The organism is Comamonas sp. Z3, assembly GCF_008121565.1.
In the GTDB taxonomy this organism is placed as follows: Bacteria; Pseudomonadota; Gammaproteobacteria; order Burkholderiales; family Burkholderiaceae_C; genus Comamonas; species Comamonas brasiliensis.
On record NZ_VOQU01000002.1, the window covers coordinates 1 to 15,763 of the forward strand.

Annotated in this window: 16 protein-coding genes; 13 read left to right on the top strand and 3 right to left on the bottom strand. The window is 62.5% G+C overall.

What is annotated here, in order from left to right; translation table 11 throughout:
• Positions 1–155: 155 nt before the first annotated feature.
• Positions 156–1,238: an MBL fold metallo-hydrolase gene (locus FSY59_RS04740; protein WP_148728589.1), complete on the bottom strand. Its 1,083-nt coding sequence runs from the start codon at positions 1,236–1,238 to the stop codon at positions 156–158.
• 121 nt (positions 1,239–1,359) lie between these two features.
• Here FSY59_RS04740 and FSY59_RS04745 point away from each other — a divergent pair, with 121 nt between their 5' ends.
• The 11 genes from FSY59_RS04745 to FSY59_RS04795 all read left to right on the top strand — a co-directional run bounded on the left by FSY59_RS04745 (position 1,360) and on the right by FSY59_RS04795 (position 12,111).
• Complete coding sequence (locus FSY59_RS04745) at positions 1,360–1,761, top strand: MerR family DNA-binding transcriptional regulator (RefSeq protein WP_003061601.1); 402 nt, start codon at positions 1,360–1,362, stop codon at positions 1,759–1,761.
• A 49-nt stretch (positions 1,762–1,810) separates the two neighbouring features.
• Positions 1,811–2,269, top strand: coding sequence for a PaaI family thioesterase (locus tag FSY59_RS04750; protein ID WP_019042456.1), 459 nt, complete (start codon positions 1,811–1,813; stop codon positions 2,267–2,269).
• 38 nt (positions 2,270–2,307) lie between these two features.
• Positions 2,308–3,495, top strand: a complete 1,188-nt coding sequence (locus tag FSY59_RS04755; protein WP_003059109.1) for an isovaleryl-CoA dehydrogenase — start codon at positions 2,308–2,310, stop codon at positions 3,493–3,495.
• 50 nt (positions 3,496–3,545) lie between these two features.
• Positions 3,546–4,208, top strand: coding sequence for a carbonate dehydratase (gene can, locus FSY59_RS04760; RefSeq protein WP_003059108.1), 663 nt, complete (start codon positions 3,546–3,548; stop codon positions 4,206–4,208).
• A gap of 103 nt (positions 4,209–4,311) precedes the next feature.
• Positions 4,312–6,159, top strand: coding sequence for a bifunctional isocitrate dehydrogenase kinase/phosphatase (gene aceK, locus FSY59_RS04765; protein WP_148728590.1), 1,848 nt, complete (start codon positions 4,312–4,314; stop codon positions 6,157–6,159).
• A gap of 41 nt (positions 6,160–6,200) precedes the next feature.
• Positions 6,201–7,385 carry an acetyl-CoA C-acyltransferase gene (locus tag FSY59_RS04770; RefSeq protein ID WP_003059103.1) on the top strand — a complete coding sequence of 395 codons (1,185 nt, stop codon included), beginning with the start codon at positions 6,201–6,203 and terminating at the stop codon, positions 7,383–7,385.
• 107 nt (positions 7,386–7,492) lie between these two features.
• Positions 7,493–8,605 carry a hypothetical protein gene (locus FSY59_RS04775; RefSeq protein WP_003059101.1) on the top strand — a complete coding sequence of 371 codons (1,113 nt, stop codon included), beginning with the start codon at positions 7,493–7,495 and terminating at the stop codon, positions 8,603–8,605.
• Entirely contained in the window at positions 8,602–9,231 is a 630-nt protein-coding gene (locus FSY59_RS04780; RefSeq protein WP_148728591.1) for an MSMEG_1061 family FMN-dependent PPOX-type flavoprotein, read from the top strand. The genes FSY59_RS04775 and FSY59_RS04780 overlap by 4 nt, the downstream gene beginning before the upstream one ends.
• Before the next feature lie 77 nt (positions 9,232–9,308).
• Positions 9,309–9,980, top strand: a complete 672-nt coding sequence (locus FSY59_RS04785) for an SDR family oxidoreductase (RefSeq protein WP_003059099.1) — start codon at positions 9,309–9,311, stop codon at positions 9,978–9,980.
• Positions 9,981–10,025: 45 nt separating this feature from the next.
• Positions 10,026–11,156 (top strand): acyl-CoA dehydrogenase family protein, encoded by a 1,131-nt coding sequence (locus FSY59_RS04790; protein ID WP_019042454.1) that lies wholly within the window; start codon positions 10,026–10,028, stop codon positions 11,154–11,156.
• 163 nt (positions 11,157–11,319) lie between these two features.
• Positions 11,320–12,111, top strand: coding sequence for an alpha/beta fold hydrolase (locus FSY59_RS04795; protein ID WP_003059085.1), 792 nt, complete (start codon positions 11,320–11,322; stop codon positions 12,109–12,111).
• 3 nt (positions 12,112–12,114) lie between these two features.
• Here the strand turns inward: FSY59_RS04795 and FSY59_RS04800 are convergent, their stop codons facing one another.
• Positions 12,115–12,606: a DUF421 domain-containing protein gene (locus FSY59_RS04800; RefSeq protein WP_003059083.1), complete on the bottom strand. Its 492-nt coding sequence runs from the start codon at positions 12,604–12,606 to the stop codon at positions 12,115–12,117.
• Between the two features lie 123 nt (positions 12,607–12,729).
• Between FSY59_RS04800 and FSY59_RS04805 the strand changes: the two genes are divergently transcribed.
• Together FSY59_RS04805 and FSY59_RS04810 are read left to right on the top strand one after the other, a co-directional pair.
• Positions 12,730–13,143 carry a YchJ family protein gene (locus FSY59_RS04805; protein WP_019042452.1) on the top strand — a complete coding sequence of 138 codons (414 nt, stop codon included), beginning with the start codon at positions 12,730–12,732 and terminating at the stop codon, positions 13,141–13,143.
• Positions 13,127–14,959, top strand: coding sequence for a hybrid sensor histidine kinase/response regulator (locus tag FSY59_RS04810; RefSeq protein ID WP_003059079.1), 1,833 nt, complete (start codon positions 13,127–13,129; stop codon positions 14,957–14,959). Before FSY59_RS04805 ends, FSY59_RS04810 begins: the two co-directional genes overlap by 17 nt.
• Here the strand turns inward: FSY59_RS04810 and FSY59_RS04815 are convergent.
• The gene (locus FSY59_RS04815) at positions 14,956–15,651 is read right to left on the bottom strand and encodes a response regulator transcription factor (protein WP_148728592.1); all 696 of its coding nucleotides are present in this window, start codon (positions 15,649–15,651) and stop codon (positions 14,956–14,958) included. The genes FSY59_RS04810 and FSY59_RS04815 overlap by 4 nt on opposite strands.
• Between the last annotated feature and the right edge of the window lie 112 nt (positions 15,652–15,763).

Genomic DNA, 15,763 nt, shown 5'->3' on the forward strand with positions numbered 1-15,763 from the left:
CGTCAGGCTCTTACAGTGAAAACCCCGTAGTCGCAAGATTACGGGGTTTTTTATTGGGTGCTTCAAAACGAGGAGCGCCTGTCGCATGCTGTCAAAGTATTGCAGCTTCAAAAATACCGGAAATCCAAAAAAAGAGAGCGCTAGGCGCTCTCTTTTTATTCTTGCGTGGGTGCGTAGAAGCGCAGGATGCCGTTTTCATCCAGGCGCCGCGTCAGTTGTCGGCTGTACCAGAGATAGTGCAGGTGGGCCAGAGCCTCGCCCATGGCAAAAGTCATCTGGTGGGTGTCCAGCTGGCGTTTGAAGAGGATGGGAAGGATGTCGGCAGCGCTCAGTCCTTGCTGCCGGGAGGCTTGCATGATGTCGTCCAGGCGCTCCTGGTGGTGGTCGAGCAGTTGCTGGACACGGGTATGCAATCCTGTGAAGGGTTTGCCATGCGAGGGCAGAACATAGATGTCCTGGGGGAGCTCGAAATAGCGCTTGAGCGATGTGAGAAACAGCTGCAGCGGATTGGCTTCGGGCTCGGAAGAATGCACGCTGACATTGGCGGAAATCCGGGGTAGAACCATGTCGCCGCTGATCAGTGTCTCGAGCTCGGCGCAATACAGCGCCATGTGCTCCGGTGCGTGGCCATAGCCGGCAATGCATTGCCATGGGCGGCCGTTGATGTTGATCTGGTCGCCATCCATGATGCGGTGATAGATGTCGGGGATGGGGGCCACCAGGGAAGAGTAGTAGCTGCCACGGCCGCGCACATGGAGCAGAAATTCTTCATCTCTCTGTCCGTGCAGGCTGTAGAAGTCCGCACCGGACTCGCCACCGAAGCCATCCCTGTCCTTCATGGCGACGCGGGCGACGTTGTAATCGGTGGCGCTGATCCAGAGGGGGGCATTCCACTGCCGGCAGATCCAGCCGGCCAGGCCGATATGGTCGGGGTGCATGTGGGTGACGATGACACGCAAGATGGGCAGGCCTTGCAGCTCGGAGGCAAAGATCTGCTCCCATTGATCGCGCGCCTCGGTGCGGTTGACGCAGCAGTCGACGACCGTCCAGCCTTCGCGTGTCTGACCATGGAGATCCATCTGGCGATCACGCAGCAGCCAGAGGTTGATGTGGTCCAGGGCAAATGGCAAGGTCATGCGGATCCACTTGACGCCGGGTGCGACTTCCAGGGTCTGGGCCGGACCGGGCAAGGTATCGCCGAGCGGGTAATGAAGTGCGGATTCTTGGCTTGAGGTCATGAGGCTGTATTTCGTTTAGCATTGACGTTAACGTAAACGTCAGTTTTGTCAAAGCATTTTAGAGACCGGCCTGCCCCATGCAGTCGCCTGTGCGATGCAAGACTCGGAACTCCACGAAATCATGTCGACCATCTACACCATCAGCGATCTTGCCAAAGAGTTTGATCTCACGACCCGGGCCATCCGTTTTTATGAGGACATGGGCTTGCTGCAGCCCGAGCGCTCCGGCGCAGGCGGTCGCAACCGCGTGTACTCGTCCCGAGACCGCGCACGTCTGCGTCTGACACTGCGGGCCAAGCGCCTGGGACTGTCGCTGTCCGAGGCCAAGGAAATCATCGACATGTACGACAGCCCGCGCGATACGGGCGTGCAGTTGCGCAAATTTCTCGATGTACTGGCCATCCATCGCAAGCAGCTTGAAGCGCAGATGGCCGATCTGCAGGTGACTCTGGATGAGGTGCGAGAGCAGGAAAAAGAGGCACGCACACTGCTGAAAAGAAGCGAGAGCAAAAATGGCGCATAATTGACGTTTACGTAAACGTCAATTGAAGCGCTTCGCTGGAGAATTGCCCATGTCTGCTGCAGGTAGCACCGAGTCTCGGGATTTCGTCGATAGGGTGAGACAGAGCTTTGCCAAGCAAGGCGCGATGGCCACGATTGGTGCAGAGCTGACCCTGGTGGAGCCTGGCGCTGTGGATATCTGCTTGGACTGGGCTGCGGGCCTGACGCAGCAGCACGGTTTTCTGCATGCCGGCATGCTCTCCACTGCACTCGACTCGGCCTGCGGCTATGCGGGACTGACGCTGATGCCAATGGATGCCGCAGTGCTCACCATCGAATTCAAGATCAATCTGCTGGCCCCGGCCAAGGGCCAGCGCTTTCGCATGGAGGGCCGGGTCATCAAGCCCGGGCGCACCATCACCGTATCCGAAGGCAAGGCATTTGCGATTGACCAGGGAAAAGAGAAGCTGGTTGCCACGATGAGCTGCACCCTGATGTGCGTGCAGCAGCGCGAAGGCATACAGCACTGACAAGACGATTCATCAGACCATATCTACAGGAGACAACCATGAGCCTTGCCAATCTGCCAGGACTGAACTTCCAGCTCGGTGAAGACATCGATGCGCTGCGCGATGCCGTGCGTGAATTTGCCCAGATCGAGATTGCTCCGCGTGCGGCCGAGATCGACCGCAGCGACCAGTTCCCCATGGATCTGTGGCGCAAGTTCGGCGAATTGGGCGTGCTCGGCATCACCGTCTCCGAGCAATATGGCGGTGCCGACATGGGCTATCTGGCGCATATGGTGGCGATGGAGGAAATCTCGCGCGCCAGTGCCTCCGTGGGCCTGTCCTATGGCGCTCACAGCAATCTGTGCGTGAATCAGATCAATCGCAACGGCAGCGAGGCGCAAAAGGCCAAGTATCTGCCCAAGCTCATCAGCGGCGAGCATGTGGGAGCTCTGGCCATGAGCGAGCCCGGCGCCGGCTCTGACGTGATCAGCATGAAGCTCAAGGCAGAGGACAAGGGCGGCTACTACCTGCTCAATGGCAGCAAGATGTGGATCACCAACGGGCCCGATGCCGATACCCTGGTGGTCTATGCCAAGACCGAGCCGGAGATGGGCGCGCGCGGCGTCACGGCCTTTCTGATCGAGAAGGGCATGCAGGGCTTCTCGATCGCGCAAAAGCTCGACAAGCTGGGCATGCGCGGCAGCCACACGGGCGAGCTGGTGTTCCAGAACGTGGAAGTGCCCGCAGAAAACATACTGGGCGGCCTGAACATGGGCGCCAAGGTCTTGATGAGCGGACTGGACTATGAGCGCGCCGTGCTGACCGGCGGCCCGCTGGGCATCATGCAGTCCGTCATGGACAATGTCGTCCCCTATATCCACGACCGCAAGCAGTTTGGCCAGAGCATCGGCGAGTTCCAGCTGGTCCAGGGCAAGGTGGCAGATATGTACACCGTGCTGCAAGCTGGCCGCTCTTTTGCCTATACGGTCGCTAAAAACCTGGATCTTCTGGGAACCGAGCATGTGCGCCAGGTTCGCAAGGACTGCGCCAGCGTCATCCTGTGGTGCGCCGAAAAGGCCACCTGGATGGCCGGCGAAGGCGTGCAAATCTATGGCGGCAATGGGTATATCAACGAGTATCCGCTCGGTCGCCTGTGGCGAGATGCGAAACTCTACGAGATTGGCGCTGGCACCAGCGAAATTCGCCGCATGCTCATAGGCCGCGAGCTGTTTGCTGAAACCTGCTGAAAAAGCGGGAGCTGCGCCGTTCTTTCAACCACAAAAAGAAGGATAGCTTCATGACAACGACCTCCATCGAAGAACTGTTTGTCCACAACCGCGAATGGGCAGACCAGATGGAGCGTGATCGTCCTGGTTTCTTTACCGGACTGATGGCGCAGCAAAAACCCAAATACATGTGGATAGGCTGCTCGGACAGCCGCGTGCCAGCCAACCAGATCACGGGTCTGGAGCCTGGCGAGGTCTTCGTGCACCGCAACGTGGCCAATGTGGTCGTACCCAGCGACCTGAACTGCCTGTCCACCATCCAGTACTCGGTCGATCATCTGAAGATCGAGCACCTGATGGTGGTGGGCCATTATGGCTGCGGCGGCGTGTATGCGGCGCTGAACAATCTGCGCCTGGGCCTGGTGGACAACTGGACCCGCCACGTGCGCGACGTGCGCGACAAGCACATCAAGCTGCTGGAAGGTATCTCCACCCAGTTCCGCCACGATGTGCTGTGCGAGCTCAACGCCATCGAGCAGGTGGTCAATGTGGCCCAGTCCACCGTCATGCAGGACGCCTGGGCCCGCGGCCAGAAGGTGACCCTGCACGGCTGGTGCTACAGCCTCAACAACGGCCACATCACCAACCTCGAAATGACCGTGCCAGGCGTGGGCGGTCTGGAGGATGTCTACAACAAGGCTGTCGAGAAGGTCGCTGCGCGCAAGCGTGACTGATCGCTGCCGCTGCGCAGTTGCAGTGCCCTCAAGCGGACCCAAGACCGGTGTCGCTTGTTCCGCTTGAGAGTGCTGATCACTTATTTGGAGCGACTGGCCCGCCATGTTTCCGCAACGACTGGACGCCCCCGAGGCCTATGCGATTGCGCAGGCCCTGATGCATGGCTACAACCAGCATTACCGCATGTTCAGTGCGGAGGCTGCCCGGGCCAAGCAACGCTTCGAGGCCATGGACTGGCCGGGCCAGCAGCAGGCTCAGCGTGAACGCATAGAGTTCTACGACCGCCAGGTGCGTGCCTGCATCCAGAGGCTGGAAGAGGAGTTTTCCGCCAGCCTGCAGAGCATGGCTGTCTGGCAGCAGGTCAAGCTCCATTACATCGGCCTGATGGTCGATCACCTGCAGCCCGAGCTGGCCGAGACCTTCTTCAACTCGGTCACCACCAAGATTCTGCACCGTACGCATTTCCAGAACGACTTCATCTTCGTGCGTGCGGCCGTCAGCACCGAATACCTCGAAAACACCGCGCCGGGGGCGGTACCCATCTACCGCGCCTATTACCCGGGCAATCTCGCCCAGCTCGAGGGTACGCTGCAGACCCTGTTCGAGCAGCTGCAGCTGCAATGCAGCTTCGAAAACCTGCCGCGCGACGTGCATCTGCTGGCCGAGCGCATACGCCAGAGGCTGGCAGGCCTGACGCTCAGGGCCAACTTCCAGCTCCAGGTGCTGTCCAGCCTGTTCTACCGCAACAAGGGGGCGTATCTGGTCGGCAAGATCATCACCGGCTATACCGAGCTGCCGCTGGCGATTCCCATACTGCATGGAGAGCACGAGCAACTGATACTGCATGCGGCCCTGTTCGGCGAGGACGACCTGCATGCGCTGTTCAGCTTTGCGCGCGCCTACTTCATGGTGGAGATGGAAGTGCCCAGCGCCTATGTGAGCTTTCTGCGCAGCCTCATGCCGCGCAAGCCCAAGGCGGAAATCTATAACGCCCTGGGTCTGGCCAAGCAGGGCAAGACCCTGTTCTACCGCGACTTTTTGCATCATCTGCGCCATTCCAGCGATAAGTTGCGCATCGCGCCCGGCATCAAGGGCCTGGTCATGCTGGTGTTCGATCTGCCCAGCTTCCCCTATGTGTTCAAGCTCATCAAGGACCGTATCGCCAGCAGCAAGGATGTTTCGCGTCCTCAGGTCAAGGCCAAGTACCAGCTGGTCAAGAAGCATGACCGCGGCGGTCGCATGGCCGACACCATGGAGTACAGCCTGGTGGCCTTTCCCAAGGAGCGCTTCAGCGACGAACTGCTGGCCGAGCTGCAGGCCCAGGCCCCCGAGCAGATCGAGATCAGCGACCGTGATGGCGACGGGCAGATGGAAGTCATCATCAGCCACCTCTACATAGAGCGCCGCCTGGTGCCGCTGAACCTGTTCCTGATGGAGTGTCTGGCGGAAGCAGACACCAAGCCGGAGCGTCGCGCAGCCATGGAGCGGGCGATTCTCGAATACGGCAATGCCATCAAGGACCTGGTCGCCACGAATATCTTTCCCGGCGACATGCTGTGGAAGAACTTCGGCGTCACGCGCGGCGGCAAGGTGGTGTTCTACGACTATGACGAGATCGAATACCTGACCGATTGCAATTTCCGCCAGGTGCCGCAGCCACGCACCGAGGAAGAGGAGATGTCGGGCGACGTCTGGTATTCGGTCGGCCCCAGGGATGTCTTTCCCGAGACCTTCGGTCCTTTTCTGCTGGGCCACCCGGCCGTGCGCGACATCTTCATGCGCCATCACGCCGACTTGCTGGAGGCAGACTTCTGGCGTGCCCACCAGAGCCGCATCCGTGACGGCCATTTCCTGGACGTGTTTCCCTATGAGCGCAGCCGCTTTCTGCATGCCGGCGACGCAGGACTGGACACGCAGCGTTTCGAGAGTTCCGCCCATAGCCTCGTTTGAAGAGGCAGATCACATCCATCCATTTTTCAAGGAGACAAACCATGCATCAGGATCCCGTAGTCATCGTCAGCGCAGCCCGCACTCCCATGGGCGCGTTTCAGGGCGATTTTTCCGATCTGGCTGCCCATGATCTGGGCGGCGCCGCCATCAAGGCCGCGGTCGAACGTGCGGGCATCCGGCCCGAGCTGGTGGAGGAAGTGCTGTTCGGCAACTGCCTGATGGCCGGCCAGGGCCAGGCTCCGGCTCGTCAGGCCGGCTTCAAGGGCGGTCTGCCGCAGAGTACGGGCGCCGTGACCCTGTCCAAGATGTGCGGCGCGGGCATGGAGGCGACCATCCTGGCACATGACCAGCTCATCGCCGGCAGCCGCGAGGTGATGATTGCCGGCGGTATGGAGAGCATGACCAATGCTCCCTATCTGCTCAAGAAGGGGCGTGGCGGCTACCGCATGGGACATGACAAGATCTTCGACCACATGATGCTCGACGGTCTGGAAGACGCCTATGAAGCCGGCCGCTCCATGGGCACCTTCGGTGAGGACTGCGCCGCCAAATACCAGTTCACGCGCGAAGCGCAGGATGCGTTTGCCATTGCCAGCGTGCAGCGCGCCCAGGCCGCCGCGCAAAGCGGTGCTTTTGACGCCGAAATCACGCCCGTCACCGTCAAGACCCGCAAGGGCGACGTGACCGTCAGCGTTGACGAAGGCCCGGCCAAGGCCAAGCTGGACAAGATCTCCAGCCTCAAGCCTGCGTTCAAGAAGGACGGCACCATCACGGCGGCGTCGAGCTCCAGCATCAACGATGGCGCTGCCGCCATGGTGCTGATGCGCGAGTCCACCGCCAAGCAGCTGGGCTGCAAGCCGCTGGCGCGCATCGTCTCGCATGCCACCTTTGCGCAGGCTCCCGAGTGGTTCACCACCGCGCCCGTCGGCGCGACCGAGAAGGCGCTGAAGAAGGCAGGCTGGGCCGTGGAGGATGTGGATCTGTGGGAGATCAACGAAGCCTTTGCCGTGGTGCCCATGGCGCTGATGGCCGATCTCAAGGTCTCGCATGACAAGGTCAACGTGAACGGCGGCGCCTGCGCCCTTGGACACCCGATTGGCGCCAGCGGCGCGCGCATTCTGGTCACCCTGCTGCACGCGCTGAAGACACGCGGCAAGAAGAAGGGCCTGGCCACGCTGTGCATCGGCGGCGGCGAGGCCACGGCCATGGCCGTTGAGCTGATCTGACGTCATTTGCTCAGAATCGTCACCAGTTTGCTCTACAGTGAACGCATGTTCAACGGATTGCACGCATTCGCGCTGAATGTGTGCAGTTCACATTGCGGAAATCATTCATGAGCGCAGACATTCACCACGACGAGAGCGAGACCATCAAGCCGCTGGAGCCGCAGCAGATTGATGCTTTCTGGGGCGATTTTTCCAACCAGCTGAGCCAGCTGGAGGAACTCGATCGTCAGGAGTTTGTGGAGAGCTCCAATGAGCTGCTGCAGCAATATGCGCCGGGCCTGAGCATGGAGCTGGAGGGCAAGCTCGGCGAAGCCGGCTCCCGTCTGGTGATTTCTGCCCATGGCAACACGGCGCAGTTCGAGAATGCGCAGGCCCTGGTGCGCCAGGCGCCACGTTTCGAGCATTACAGCGTGCAGGCGTTTCGCAGTCGCGCACTGGGCAGCAATTTCGGCATGCGCATGGACGGCTTCGAGCTGGCCTGCTCCGATATCCGCGTGGGCTACTACGATGCGGGAGGCATCATCGGGCTCAAGCTCTCGTTCGAGAAGCCCATAGCCCGGGACATGGCCGAGCATGCGCAGCACATGGCTTTCATCATGCTGGACCATGTACTGGGCGAGTGGGATTTTTCGGTGCGCGTGGGCCCGGTGGAATTTGTCGACGAGGCGGCGGCCGATGTCTACGGCTCCGCGCTGCTGTCGGAGTTTCCGCCGCTGTTCGATGGCTTCATCCGCCAGCAGCTGGGCCGCAGCTATGAATTCCCCCAGGAGGACAGCGACCGCTGGCTGTCTCTGGAAGTGCGCGCGCAGGATGCCGACGAGGACGCCGCCCCCGACATCCTGACCTTTCACGATGGTGCCAATGCCGTGGCCACGCGCGCCGATCTGTCTCACTTCATGGAGTGGCGCTTCAGCTTCTCCAGCCAGCAGGAGCTGGACGGCGTGCGCGATGCCCAGGATGCGCTGGACGAGCAGCTCAGCCGCGAGCAGCGCGGCATTCTGGCCTTCTCGCGCGTGGAAAACATGAGTGCCCGCGTGGCCACCTACTATGTGGAGGACCCGGCCCATGCGGTGCAGCTGGCCGGACAGCTGGGCCGCCAGCATGTGCCGGATCTGGAGGGCGAGCTCAGCGTGAGCTTCGACCCTTCCTGGAACGAGTTCCTGTCGCTGTACGCAGCCATCCACCGCAATGACCGTCCCGAGGAGGTGCTGGCCTCATGATCACATCGCGCGAGCAACTGATGCAGTTGTATGACCCTCCGGCCGAGCGCGCGTTGCTCAAGCAGCAGTGCGAGCTCGACAGGCACTGTCTGCGCTTCATCGCGCTGTCGCCCTTCCTGGTCATGGCCACGGGCGGTGCCGGCGGGGCCCTGCTCGATGCCTCGCCGCGCGGCGGCAAGCCGGGCTTCGTCAAGGCGCCCGATGCCAATACCTTGCTCATTCCCGATGCAGGCGGCAACAACCGGCTCGACAGCCTGAGCAATCTGCTCGACGATCCGCGCCTGGGCCTGCTGTTCCTTGTGCCGGGTTTTGACGAAACCCTGCGCGTCAACGGCAGCGCCCAACTGCGTGACGAGGCGCATTACACGGCCTTGTTTGCCAGCGATCATTTCCGTCCCAAGCTGGTGATCGAAGTCCATGTGCAGGAAGCCTATCTGCACTGTGCCAAGGCGCTGATGCGCTCGCGTCTGTGGAGCGAGGAGGCCAGGGTGGCACGCAACGTCATGCCCTCGCTCAATCAGATCATCCATGCGCAGATGGGGCTGACGGCCCAGCCCGAGTCGCAGGAAAGCATGGTGGCCCGTTATGGGGCCATGATTGCCGCCGAGCAGATCAAGAAAAATTGATAGCTGCTTGCGCTTTTCATGAAAGGATTCTGAATGAAAAACACCTTGAAACCTCATATTCATAGGCGCAAGAAGCTATGGCTTTGATACTCATCATGGGCGCGTCGCGCGGCCTGGGCCGAGCCCTGGCCGAGGCCTATCTGGCGCAAGGCCATCAGGTGATTGCCACCGTGCGCAAGGCCGAGGACAAGGCCGATCTGCAGGCACGCGGTGCCCGGGTGCTGCAGGTCGATCTGGCCGATCCGGCCAGCGTCAGCGGCCTGGCCTGGCAGCTCGAAGGGGCCAGCATCGATATCGCACTTTACGTGGCCGGTGTCTGGGACGGTCATGACGCAGGCGTGCCGCCTACCCAGCAGCAGTTCGATCTGGTGATGCACAGCAATGTGCTGGGCTTCATGCAGGCCCTGCCGCAGATTGCGCCCATGGTGCAGGAGGCCGGCGGCGTGATCGGCGCCTTCTCCAGCGGCATGTCCCTGCTGGGTGATGCGGACGAGAGCGCCTGGCTGTACCGCGTCAGCAAGGCTGCGCTCAATATGGCCGTGGTCTCGGCCTGCCGCCAATGGCCGGGCCTGACACTGCTGGCGCTGGACCCGGGCTGGGTGCAGACCGAGATGGGCGGTGCTGCGGCCCCGCTGTCGGTGAGCCAAAGCGTGCAGGGGCTGATGCAGGCCCTGGCGCAGGTCAAGCCCGAAGACCGTGGTCAGCTGCTGCGCCACGACGGCAGATACATCCAGCTTCTAGACGCCTAGCCCAGGCTGAACAAAGGGCATATAGCTATAAATATCGGAGACAACATGCTGCTGAACCAGGACCAGGAAATGATCCGCGACGCTCTGCGCGATTTTGTGCGCGAGCAGATCACCCCCCATGCCGCGCGCTGGGACAAGGAACATGAGTTCCCCAAGGAGGTGCACCAGGGGCTGGCCGCTCTCGGTGCCTATGGCATCTGCGTGCCCGAGGAACTCGGCGGTGCGGGCCTGGACTATGTGAGCCTGGCCTTGGTGCTTGAGGAAATCGCAGCCGGCGATGGCGGCACCAGCACCGTCATCAGCGTGACCAACTGCCCGGTCAATGCCATCCTGATGAAGTACGGCAATGCCGGCCAGCAGGAGCAATGGCTGCGCCCGCTGGCGCAGGGGCAGATGCTGGGTGCCTTCTGCTTGACCGAGCCCCATGTGGGCAGCGATGCCTCGGCGTTGCGCACCACGGCCGTGCGCGATGGTGGCGACTACGTGATCAACGGCGTCAAGCAGTTCATCACCAGTGGCAAGAATGGCGATGTGGCCATCGTCATTGCCGTCACCGACAAGGCGGCGGGCAAGAAGGGCATGAGCGCCTTCATCGTGCCCACCCGCAATCCCGGCTACCAGGTGGCACGCCTGGAGGACAAGCTGGGCCAGCACAGCAGCGATACGGCGCAGATCAATTTCGAGAACTGCCGCATTCCCGCCGCGAACCTGATCGGGGCCGAGGGCGAGGGCTACAGGATTGCTCTGTCGGCGCTGGAGGGCGGGCGTATCGGCATTGCCGCGCAAAGCGTGGGCATGGCGCGTGCCGCCTTTGAATGTGCACTGCAGTACAGCAAGGAGCGCGAGAGCTTTGGCCAGCCCATCTTCAACCATCAGGCCGTGGGTTTCAGGCTTGCCGACTGCGCCACGCAGATCGAAGCGGCCCGTCAGCTGATCTGGCATGCCGCCAGCCTGCGCGATGCGGGTCTTCCCTGCCTCAAGGAGGCAGCCATGGCCAAGCTCTTTGCCAGCGAGATGGCCGAGCGCGTATGCAGCGCCGCCATCCAGACCCTGGGCGGCTATGGCGTGGTGAGCGACTTCCCCGTGGAACGCATCTACCGCGATGTGCGCGTATGCCAGATCTACGAGGGCACCAGCGATGTGCAGAAGATCCTGATCCAGCGGGCGCTGGCCTGACGGGCTCCTGGGGGCAAAAGAGCGGCCTTGTCAACTGCCGTGCCGGGGTGTTGTGGCGCACCTGGGGACGCGCCGGTTGCCGACGTCACAAGGCCTGCTTAGGATGTGCTCAGCGGGAATGGTAACCTGCAGAGTCTTCAACCATTTGCAGCAGGAGTCCGGCATGCCTTTTGCCCAGGTCAATGGTCAGAATATCTACTACGAGGACACGGGAGGGCGCGGCCCGGCCCTGGTGTTCTCGCACGGCCTGCTCATGGATCACACCATGTTCGAGCCGCAGATACAGGCTTTGCAGGGGCAGTATCGCTGCATCAGCTGGGACGAGCGTGGCCACGGGCAGACTGCGGATCCCGAGCATTGCGAGGCCTTCAGCTACTACGACTCGGCCGACGATCTGGCCGCCCTGCTCAAGTACCTGGGCGTGGAAAAGGCCGTGCTCGTGGGCATGTCGCAAGGCGGCTATCTCTCGCTGCGCTGCGCGCTGATTCACCCCGATGTCGTGGGCGCGCTGGTGCTGATCGACACCCAGGCCATGCTGGAGGATCCCGAGCAGATGCCGCACCACGAGGCGCTGCTCAAGGCCTGGATGGAGCATGGTCTCTCGGACGACATGGCGACCATCGTGGAGCACACGATCCTGGGCCAGGGCTGGCCCGGGGCTGCGCAGTGGCGCGCCAAATGGAAGCAGGCCTCGCCGATCAATCTGGGGCAGAGCTTTGCGACGCTGGCGCTGCGCGACGACATCAGCCCGCGCCTGGCCGAGATCAAGGTGCCGGCACTGGTGATTCATGGTGACAAGGATGCGGCCATCGGCGTGGAACGCGCGCGCGCCATGTTCAAGGGCCTGCCCCATGCCCAGTGGGTGGATGTGGCAGGCGCAGGCCATGCGGCCAATCTCACGCACCCCGAACCCGTGAACGCGGCCATCAGGCAGTTCCTGGACGGCCTGCACTGAGGCTCAGGCCTCCCCGAGCTCGGCCATGCTGCGCTTGCGCAGCACCACGGTGATCTGGCCGTTGGTCTCTATCGTGGCGCGCTCCACCTCATGCGCGTTGAGACAGCCATTGGCGCGCAGGGCCGCTGACAGGTCTTCGCTCGTGATCTGCTCCTGCATCATCAGACCGGGCTGCACCACGCCCTGGTGAATCAGGACCTTGGGCCTGCCATTTACCAGCCTGCGCAGCCGGGCAAAGCGGTAACTCAGGTGCGAGAGCAGCGCATGGCAGCCCAGCAGCGTGGCGGCACTGATCAGGCCGCCGATCAGCGAGTTGTCGCCCGCGTTCATGGAGTTCTGTACCGCGTTGGACAGAATCAGCAGCAGCACCAGATCGAAAGGGGCGTACTGCCCGGTCTGGCGCCTGCCGGTCAAGCGCAGAAACACCAGCAGGAACAGGTAGACGCAGACTCCGCGAATCATGAACTCCCACCAGGGAACCAGCATGGAAAACATAGGCAGACCTTTGAGCAGCGAGCTGTGAACTGCTGCTACTGTGCTCTGGGGCGAGCGACTGTGCAAGCCGGCGGGCTCGTCTTGGCCGACAATGCAGCATTGCCAATCAAGAGTGCCAAAGTTGTGAAAGAAGCCGATAAAAAGCGGGACTGTCCTTGCGGACGCAAGAATGCCAAGGATCGGTCGCTGGCCTATGCCGATTGCTGCGGCCGCTATATCGATCACTGGGATACCCGGCCCGCTCCCGATGCCGAGGCTTTGATGCGCTCGCGCTATACGGCCTTCGTGTCTGAGAACCAGGAATACTTGCAAGCCACCTGGCATGCCAGCCAGCGCCCGGCGCAGCTGGATTTCGATGCCGCCACCAAATGGCTGGGACTGGAGGTAAAGCAGTTCAGGCCGACCGGCGAGGCCTCGGCGGAGGTCGAATTCGTCGCCCGCTACCGCCTGGCGGGTCGCGCCGTGCGTCTGCATGAGCGCAGCCGCTTCGTGCTCGATGCCGGGCGCTGGTTCTACGTCGATGGCGACCAGTTCTGAAGGTGCTTCGGCCGAGCTGACCCGGCTGCAGGCCGGTCTGCGCCTGTTGCAGTCACTGGCTTCGCGTGGCTCCTCCGAAATCGCGGCCTTGCTGATTCCGGCGCTGCTGCTGTGGGTCAGCACCCGCAACAGTCCCGCCGTCAGCGCAGGGCTGGCCTGGTGGTGGGGACTGATGGTCCTCATGGCACTGGGTTTTTTGCTGTTCCGCCGCTCGCTGCATCGCCAGTGGCGGTCGGCGCGCGACTGGGAGCCGCCACGACTGCAGGCCGCATTGACCGCATGGCAGCGGCAGCTGGCGCTGGCCGCGTTGATCAATGGCCTGCTCTGGGTCAGCGTGCTCGCATTTACCTGGGGCGAAAGCCATAGCGAGCTGCGCCTGCTGATCTATCTGGTGCTGCTCGGCGTGATGGCATCGGCCGCCACTTTTCTGGCGCCGGTGCCGCAGGTGTTCGCGGCCTTCATGGCGGGCATCTACCTGCCCATGCTGCTGTGCACGCTGCATTACTTTCCGCACAAAGGTCCTTATCTGCTGCCGCTGCTGCTGTTGTATGGCGCCATACTCGCCCGCCACGCCTGGGGCGCACGGCGTTTTGTGCAGCAGCAGATGGCGCATGAGCTGGAGCGCCAGGCGCTGGCAGAGCGCTACCGCGAAGCCAAGGAGCAGGCCGAGAATGCACTGGCCGAAAAGAACTGGTTTATCTCCGCCGCCAGCCACGATCTGCGGCAACCCCTGCATGCCATGGGTCTGATGCTCCAAGCTGCTCATCAGCGCAATCAGGATGACGATCTGGCGCAGCTGCTGCAGGAAATGCAGGCCTGCACGCGCGACCTGGGCTCCATGTTCAATGACCTGATGGACCTGTCGCGCCTGGAGGGCGACAGCTTCGCACCACAGTGGCAGGCGGTCCCCATGAAGGCGGTGCTTGACGAAGCCCAACGCCTGTTTGCGCGCGACGCAGCGCAGCGCGGGCTGCGTCTGCGCGTCAGGCAGCCAGCCCATATGCCGGCGCTGTGTACGGATGCGGTGCTGCTGCGGCAGATGGTTTTCAATCTGCTGCAGAACGCGCTGCGCTACACCGAAGAGGGCGGGGTGCTGCTGGTGCTGCGGCGTCGGCAGGGACGCTGGTTGCTGCAGGTCTGGGACAGCGGCTGCGGCATGAGCGAGCAGGAATGCGCGCAGGTCTTCATGCGCCACTATCGCAGCCCTGGCCGGCGGCTGCGCGATGCCAGAGAGGGCGTGCCGGCACCATTGCGCGGGCGTGGCCTGGGCCTGTCCGTGGTGGCGCTGGCGGCGCAACGTCTGGGCGTGGAATATGGCGTGCAGTCGCTGCCGGGCAAGGGTTCTTGTTTCTGGCTGCGCTGGCCGCAAGATGCCGAGCAATGGCAGGCTTCGTCAGCGCTGCCGACGCCGCCGCCCTTGTCCGGGCAGCCGTGGTTCGCCCCCCTGTCAGGGCGCTGTCTGGTCGTGGAAAGCGATGCACAGCTGGCCCCGGTGCTGGTGCGGATCTTGCAGAGTTGGGGCGTTCAGGTGCAAAGAGCGGCCGATCTGTCCGAGGCGCAGCAACTGCTGGCCGGTGGCTGGCAGCCGGACTTCGTGCTGTGTGATCAGCGGCTCAAGGATGGTGCCCGCGGAATGGACTGCCTGATGCAGCTGCTGGACGAGCATCCACAGGCCAGCGGGGCCTTGATGAGCGGTGACGAGGCGGTGCTGGAGCAGGTGCAGGATCAGGGCTATCTGGCCCTGGCGACGCCCTTGCAGCCCGATCAGCTGCACGCCGTGCTGGCGCGCTGCATGGCGAGCCGCCAGGCTGCCTAGTCCAGATCGACCTCGATGCCGCGCATGCGTGTGATCAGCGCCACGCGGTTGCTGGCACCCAGGCGTTGCAGCAGGGCGGTGACATGCTCCTTGACCGTGTATTCGGACAGGTTCAGGGCCTGCGCGATGGCTCGGTTGGACTTGCCTTGCAGCAACAGGCTCAGCACCTGGGACTGACGCGCCGTGATGCCCAGCTCTCTGGCGCTCATGTGCAAGGTGCTGCCCGCAGCGGATGCTGGCGGTGCGGCAGGAATCGGAGGCAGAGCCTCGAACCAGGAGCGGCCGGACAGCAGGGCTTGCACGGCCATTTGGAACACCTGAGCCGTGCTGCTCTTGTGCACAAAGCCATGTACACCCGCGGCTGCGGCCTTGTTGACGATGGCCGGGTGCTTGTCGCCGCTGGTCACCAGGATGCGCGTACCGGGCGCCAAGGCCAGGATGCTGTGCACGAACTCCAGTGATGCGCCATCTTCCAGCCAGAAATCCATCACGGTGATGACGGGCTCGCCCAGCGCAGCAATCACGGCCAGGGCCTCGTTGCCGTGGGCAGCACAGCGCACCTGGCGTACGCCGGCGCTGGTCATCAGTACCTGGGCCATGCCTTCGGCGACCAGTGGATGGTCATCCACCACCAGTGCATAGGGGGGCGCGCTCAGCTGGGTAATGCTCAGAATTTGCGGTAGATCGGGCATGAGCGTTCCTTTGGGGCTTGGTAACAAAGACCCCTCATCGGTAGGGAGCCAACTGGTGGCAAGCCTTCCGACAATGACTGTAAGACGACGCTGATGCTTATCTCTCAGTGTC